Source organism: candidate division WOR-3 bacterium, from assembly GCA_016926475.1.
Classification (GTDB): domain Bacteria; phylum SDB-A; class SDB-A; order SDB-A; family SDB-A; genus JAFGIG01.
Genome location: JAFGON010000066.1, coordinates 1 through 6,624 on the forward strand (window position 1 = coordinate 1; position 6,624 = coordinate 6,624).

Sequence of the window (6,624 nt, forward strand, 5' to 3'; positions counted from 1 at the left end):
AAAGGGTCATATACGTCCCGGCTCAGGACCATCCCCATGGTTCATGGAGGATGGTCTATCCGACGGCGGTTGCCCTTGGCGAGTTGCCGGATTACAACTGTTTTCTGGAACCACGTCTTGTTTGCCCCGAACGCGGTCCCGGTTACGACACCCCTAAACATCTCCAAACAATCCCTCTTGATTCGATACCCCAAATCGCTCGCACTTATGCGTATTTCGATGGAAGTTACGGAATAATAAACGAGCACCAACTCATGATAGGTGAATGCACTAACGGCGCGAAAATCCAGCTGAATTGCGAGCCAGGAAAGAGAATCTTCTACTCGAGCGAACTCTCAAGAGTTGCCTTGGAAAGATGCAAAACTGCAAGGGAAGCAGTCGAATTGATAGGCTTCTTGATAGAAAATTACGGATACTACGGGACGGGTGAAACACTTCTTTTGGGTGACCCAAATGAGGGATGGGTCATGGAAATGTGTTGCGGAACACCGGACAGCTCAGGGGGATTATGGGTCGCCAGACGTGTACCCGACGGCGAAATATTTGTAGCCGCGAATGAATTCAGGATAAGAGATATCAATCCGGAAGATCCGGACCTTTTGTACTGCAAAAATCTTTTTGAGAACGCAATGGCCATGGGATGGTGGAAACCGGAGGACGGCGTCATGGATTGGCTAAAAACAGTTAGCCTCGGAGAATACAACCACCCCTACTATTCCCTCAGAAGGGTGTGGCGGGTTCAGAGTCTCGTTGCTCAGAGTTTGAATCTTTCCCCGTGGGTTGAGGATGGGTAGACAAGATACTACCCCTTTTCGGTAAAACCGGACCGTCCTCTGACACTGAGGGAAGTGATGAACCTTCACAGGGACTGCTACGAAGGAACAGAATTCGACATGACAAAAGGCACGGCCGCGGGGCCTTTTGGCTTTCCATACCGTTACTACGGTCCATACGGCGGTCAGGGCGACGTCGGAGATCCTTCAAGAGTTCTCGAAGGAGCATGGGAGCGCACACTCTCGGTGAGCTACTGCGGGTACGTCTACGTCAATCAAGCCCGGAAATGGCTTCCCGATGCCGTCGGGGGAATTTGCTGGTTGGGACTGGACCGGCCCTCGGAAACGTGCTTTATACCGTTTTTCGTCGGAGTCAGCGATCTTCCGCCTTCAGTGCAGAACTGCAACACCGCTGAATTCTCTTTTGAGAGTTCATGGTGGGCGTTCAACACTGTATCTAACTACACAGAGATAAAGTATTCTTACATGATTGAGGACATAAAGACGCTGAGGGACAGTATTGAAACTGCTGAAATCGAATTCGTAGATTCCATGGACTCATTGTTCCGTGCCGGGAAAAGAACAGATGAAATCACCGAAAAAAATACACTTTACCTGACGGAAAAATGTTTTGAAAATACCGATTTAGTGACGGCGAGATGGTGGAAACTACTCGTTTATTTGATCGTCCGCTACGACGATGGCTATATAAACACCGAAGGCCACATGGCTCATGAAGTCGGGTATCCGCATTGGTGGCTGGACCAGGCCGGATGGAGAAACGGACCGACGAATTACGACAAACCGTGAAAAGTTTTGGTAATATTATTCTGAAAACATAAAATATAAGGTCAGGGCTTTCCCGAGATTTCCAGGAGGTTTCCATCGGGGTCTTCGAACTTGAACAGCGCGAAATCCGGCGCGAATTCCTGGTATTTTTCGAAAATTTTCACCCCTTCGCTTTTCAAAAAATCGTGGCATTCTCTGACGTTGTCGACTGAAAAACTCGGTGAATACTCCGCGTATTCCCTCGCCTGATCAGACCTTTTCTTTCTCCCTGGTTCCGCATATATAGTGACTTTTCCCGACTTGAGAATAATTCCCGGAGGCATCTTCCCACCTTCCTCAAATCCGAGTTTTTCCTTGTAGAACTTTTTTGCTGCTTCGATATCCGAAACATACAGTGTCAGAACGTTCAGTTCCCTCACTTTCTGCATTCATCATCTCCGGTTTATTTGTGTATTTACACATTTCAGATTTTTTACGTCTTTAATTAAACAAGCGCGAGAAAAACCAGAAAAGCGTGAAGGTAAAAAGATCCGAGGAGCAGTGCCGGAACACAGAACAATAGTATCATAAGAGGCGCGACAACTTTGTTTGCCTTTCTCAGCATGAGATACGTGCCGTAATTTCCGAGAAAAAGACTCACTGAAGATGAAAACGCAAGAACTGAAAGGGAGAGAAATCGGTTCAACGAATACGGTACAACTCCTTTATCGGAGTATAAAGCCCATGACAATACGTATATCAGAACCGGCGGGATGATCGGAAAAAACAAAGCCGATATGGGGACAAAGTATATTTTTTTCACCTAACACTCCCGTCTCCAGTGAACTCAGCCTCGGACTGTGACCAGGCTTTTTCGGCGTCGAATTTCCCTCCCGTCGCAAACTCGAGTCTGTTGAAAAAAGACTTCATCCTCTCGTTGGATTCCCGGACAGCTCTCACAAGAGACTGCCCTCTCGTCCAGCGTCTGACAAAGAAAAAATAAAATACCGGGGATTTACTCTCCCCAGGGTAACCTATTTAAGTGTTTGCGCCGGCATCGAGCCACATTGGCGCTTGTGAAATATCGTTGCACCCCGTGTTGTAGACCAATCGAAGATTCATAGCCAGTTCAGAATCGAGATCCCACATCCAATACACCAAGTCGTTATCGTGAGCAAGTATAAAAAGGTCGACTTCAGAACTCCTTTTAAAAGCAGTGATCATAGCTGACAGAAATTCCTGTTTTTTGTCTCCTGGACATGATTGAGTCAGATATATGACAAAACCGTAATACTTTTCAAGGTAGGGCACTGTGAAATTTTCTGTTCCCCATTTCTGGAAACAGGACACGTCATCCCTAATGGCAACTGCGGCACGGCGCTCTCTTCCCTCAACTCTTGTAAAAGGATTGAATACCTTGTCCGTCAAACCAGCTATGAAAACCCATGAAAGAACAGAAAGTATGATTGTCGTCGAGAGAGCTTGATTTTTTTTCACTTCACCAGATTTCGTATAGACATTATTCCGCCGGAGAGAATTATTTCAGAAAAACCAACATCTACCAGCTTCATTCTGCGAAAATATTTCAATTATTAAACCATCTCAAGTTTTTTTAGCAAATCCCCGAGAATTTTGAGTCTTTCACTTAATATTTCGTCGTCCTTGTGAAGACAGTCGTCGAAAAGCTTTATATCTTCCTCCAGATGATCGTTCTCTGTGCACACCGAAAAGTTCATAGCTCCGCCCTGAAGACCGATTCTGTCGAGGAGTGGGTAATTAGGGTAATCCCCTTCATTCTTCATGTACCTCTCAGCAAAAAAAAGCTTGGTCCTGCAGATGAGAATGGCAAGGTCCAAGACCCTGTGAAATGGGAGTTCCTCGGACTGACGAGACCATTTTTTACCAGTGTGCCTCCATATTTTTGCTGAAATGTCTACTTTTCCCCTTTCGTTCCACTGAGCCAGACCCAGAGATAACCCTTTTGCCTCGCTGGTATAAGCAGACCTCCCGTCGACCTTATCGTATTCCTCCGAGATTATCACCGGCTTGTGTTTTAAATCTGTCGGTATTTTCATTTGTCCTTCCTTTTTTATTAAATTAGTAGTTTACTAAATTAGTAAAAATTTGTCAAGATTTTTTCGAATTATAAACTTTTATGTTGATTTACAATTTTTCGTTTCAAAAACAAAAATGCTAAAAAGGTTAATATAAGTATGCTATAATATAAAGTTAATCCAATGAAAATTTACCTTGACTACAACGCGACAACGCCAATTGACCCGGAAGTCGCTGATTCAATGAAGCCTTATCTCTCAGAATATTTTGGAAACCCTTCGAGCTCTCACAGCTTCGGGACAAAGACAAAACTTGCTGTAGAAAAAGCTCGTAAACAGGTCGCTTCTCTCATACAATGCAAACCAAATGAAATAATATTCACCAGCGGAGGGACAGAATCGAACAACTACGCTATAAAGGGCTATGCCTTTGCCAATATGAAAAGAGGCAATCACATAATCACTTCCGCAATAGAGCACCCCGCAGTATCAGAAGTCTGCAGATATCTTGAGGGAAAAGGTTTTCGCATAACATATATCGGTGTCGACGAGTTTGGCAGGATTGATTTAGACGAACTGGAAAACTCCATCGGGCCTGAAGCAATTCTTATCTCCATCATGCACGCAAACAACGAAATCGGAACCATTCAGCCCATCAGCCAAATATCACAAATAGCAAAAAAAAATAATGTCGCGTTTCATACCGACGCGGCTCAATCTGTAGGAAAATACTCTGTAGATACCACCGAAATGGGTGTGGATCTATTGTCTATAGCCGGTCATAAACTTTACGCTCCGAAAGGAGTCGGCGCCCTTTATATCAGAGAGGGAATAACCCTCGAAAAACTAATACATGGAGCTGATCACGAACAAAACAAAAGAGCCGGGACCGAAAATGTCTTGGAAATAGTCGGGCTGGGAAAAGCCTGTGAAATCGCCCGGCGAGACATTGAAAAAAACATAATAAATATGACGAAAATGAGAGATATGCTGTACAGCAGACTGAAAGAAAAAATTCCCGATATAAAACTAAACGGGCACCCTGACTTTCGTCTTCCTAACACGCTAAACATCAGTTTTTATGGATTGGAAGCAAATGTCATCATAAATGAACTGGAACTGAAAGGCATAGCCGCTTCTGCCGGAGCCGCCTGCCATACAGACTCAATAGAAATTTCTCCCGTTATCAAGGCAATCGGCTTAAATCCTGACCTCGCGATGGGGACAGTTAGATTTTCCGTAGGAAAATTCACGACAAAAGATGAAATTGAAAGGTCTTCGCAGATAATAATCCAAACTGTGAACAGTTTAAGGCCATACGGAAAAACCAATATCGAACAACCAGAAAATTCTGATGTAAAAATAAAACTCACGAAATACACGCAAGGATTGGGTTGCGCGTGTAAACTGAGGCCGCAGGAGTTGGAAAAGGTTCTGAAACTGATGCCAGTCACAACCGATCCCAATGTTTTGATAGATATAAAAACCTCTGACGACGCGGCTGTGTATAAGATAGACGAAAATACAGCCCTTGTGCAGACAGTAGACTTTTTCACACCTGTTGTGGACAACCCCTACGATTTCGGAGCTGTCGCAGCAGCTAACGCTTTGAGCGATGTTTACGCGATGGGAGCAAAACCATTATTCGCTCTGAATATCGTTGGTTTCCCTTCCAACAGACTGCCTCTCACCGTTCTAAGCGAAATTTTAAGAGGCGCTTCGGACAAAGCGAAACAAGCAAATATATCAATACTCGGAGGTCACACAATAGACGATTCAGAACCTAAATATGGAATGACCGTCTGCGGAATCGTCCACCCTCAAAAAATCTGGTCCAATTCGGGCGCCAAAGAAGGAGACGCCATAATACTGACAAAGCCTATTGGGACAGGAATTCTGACTACAGCTCTTAAAAAAGGTTTACTAAGCAAAAGGGCTGAAATCGATTTGATAAAATCTATGTCCGAACTAAACGACAAAGCCGCGAATGTTTTAAGTGATTTTTCTGTTCACGCCTGTACAGATGTTACCGGGTTTGGTCTTATAGGCCATCTCAGCGAGCTGACAACAGCAAGTGGCGTCGACGCTGAAATCTTTGCCGATAGTATTCCAGTTTTCGCCGAGACAAAAAACCTCGCCGCCGCGAATATCGTCCCCGGAGGATCAACAAATAACCTCAACCATTTTTCAAAGAAGGTAATATGGGGTGAAGATCTGTCCGAAATTACAAAAATAGTGTTGTGTGACGCTCAAACTTCAGGGGGCCTCCTGTTTGCTGTTCCAAAAAATGAATCTGGACAAATTATCGATGATCTCAAAAAAGGCGGAATAAAAAGCGCGTCTCATATAGGAAATTGCTTGAAAAGAGGTAAGGGTTTGATTTTTGTCAAAAAATCAAAGTAAAACGCACATACTGAGGGTTAAATTTTACTCAAATACCCCTGCTTTTTTAGGTTCGTATCATGCTTAATAACCGAGATTTCAATATCTTTTGTTTTCTGCCCCAGATCTAATCCCTGGTTTTAAAATTTATCATAAAAAAAAAGAGTTAATTATATAAAATGTCTATATAATTAACTCCAAGAAAAAAGAACTAAACTTTAACTACTTTGAAATTCAGGAGCTAAACTCTTGGCAGCTTTTAGCATCTCATGTTTTATCAAACCAAGATTTCCGTCTTTCGTTACGATAACTGCCATGGCAGCCACGCCGGGAATTATGCAAGTGTGGATAAATATGTAGTTATCGGTTCGAACTTCCACGAAATTAGCCATTCCCAATCCCATTCTGTCTGTGATAATTTTTGACGCCCTGTAAAGCTCAACAGCCAAACCACCGATGTTGACATCAGCCGTTTCCTTTTTTGATTTAGATAAAAGTGTCTCACCAGATCCGAGGTAGATGTAGGTGGCTACAAATCCTGTAATACTCTCAAGATGATTTCAGACAGCTTCCAAAACAGCTTCGTTTAAAGCCACGGTTACCTCCTTGAATAATTGTTAGTTTTTGACAAATTATACACAATTTTA

The 6,624-nt window shown here is 43.5% G+C and carries 7 protein-coding genes and 1 pseudogene; 2 read left to right on the plus strand and 6 right to left on the minus strand.

What is annotated here, in order from left to right:
- A pseudogene (locus JXA84_06480) lies at positions 1 to 1,583 on the plus strand (C69 family dipeptidase).
- A 41-nt stretch (positions 1,584 to 1,624) separates the two neighbouring features.
- On the opposite strand, the gene JXA84_06485 reads toward JXA84_06480, so the two are convergent.
- The 5 genes from JXA84_06485 to JXA84_06505 form a co-directional block, all read right to left on the minus strand.
- On the minus strand, positions 1,625 to 1,990 hold the full coding sequence (locus tag JXA84_06485; protein ID MBN1150848.1) for a VOC family protein: 366 nt from the start codon (positions 1,988 to 1,990) through the stop codon (positions 1,625 to 1,627).
- Positions 1,991 to 2,046: 56 nt separating this feature from the next.
- Positions 2,047 to 2,364, minus strand: a complete 318-nt coding sequence (locus JXA84_06490) for a hypothetical protein (protein ID MBN1150849.1) — start codon at positions 2,362 to 2,364, stop codon at positions 2,047 to 2,049.
- Positions 2,361 to 2,501 carry a hypothetical protein gene (locus JXA84_06495; protein ID MBN1150850.1) on the minus strand — a complete coding sequence of 47 codons (141 nt, stop codon included), beginning with the start codon at positions 2,499 to 2,501 and terminating at the stop codon, positions 2,361 to 2,363. Before JXA84_06495 ends, JXA84_06490 begins: the two co-directional genes overlap by 4 nt.
- Before the next feature lie 78 nt (positions 2,502 to 2,579).
- Positions 2,580 to 3,038 (minus strand): hypothetical protein, encoded by a 459-nt coding sequence (locus JXA84_06500; protein MBN1150851.1) that lies wholly within the window; start codon positions 3,036 to 3,038, stop codon positions 2,580 to 2,582.
- A 95-nt stretch (positions 3,039 to 3,133) separates the two neighbouring features.
- A complete protein-coding gene (locus JXA84_06505; GenBank protein ID MBN1150852.1) occupies positions 3,134 to 3,616 on the minus strand; it encodes a hypothetical protein in 483 nt (160 codons plus the stop codon).
- 162 nt (positions 3,617 to 3,778) lie between these two features.
- Between JXA84_06505 and selD the strand changes: the two genes are divergently transcribed.
- A complete protein-coding gene (selD, locus tag JXA84_06510; GenBank protein MBN1150853.1) occupies positions 3,779 to 5,998 on the plus strand; it encodes a selenide, water dikinase SelD in 2,220 nt (739 codons plus the stop codon).
- Between the two features lie 197 nt (positions 5,999 to 6,195).
- On the opposite strand, the gene JXA84_06515 is transcribed toward selD, so the two are convergent.
- The gene (locus JXA84_06515) at positions 6,196 to 6,426 is read right to left on the minus strand and encodes a hypothetical protein (GenBank protein ID MBN1150854.1); all 231 of its coding nucleotides are present in this window, start codon (positions 6,424 to 6,426) and stop codon (positions 6,196 to 6,198) included.
- Positions 6,427 to 6,624: the final 198 nt, after the last annotated feature.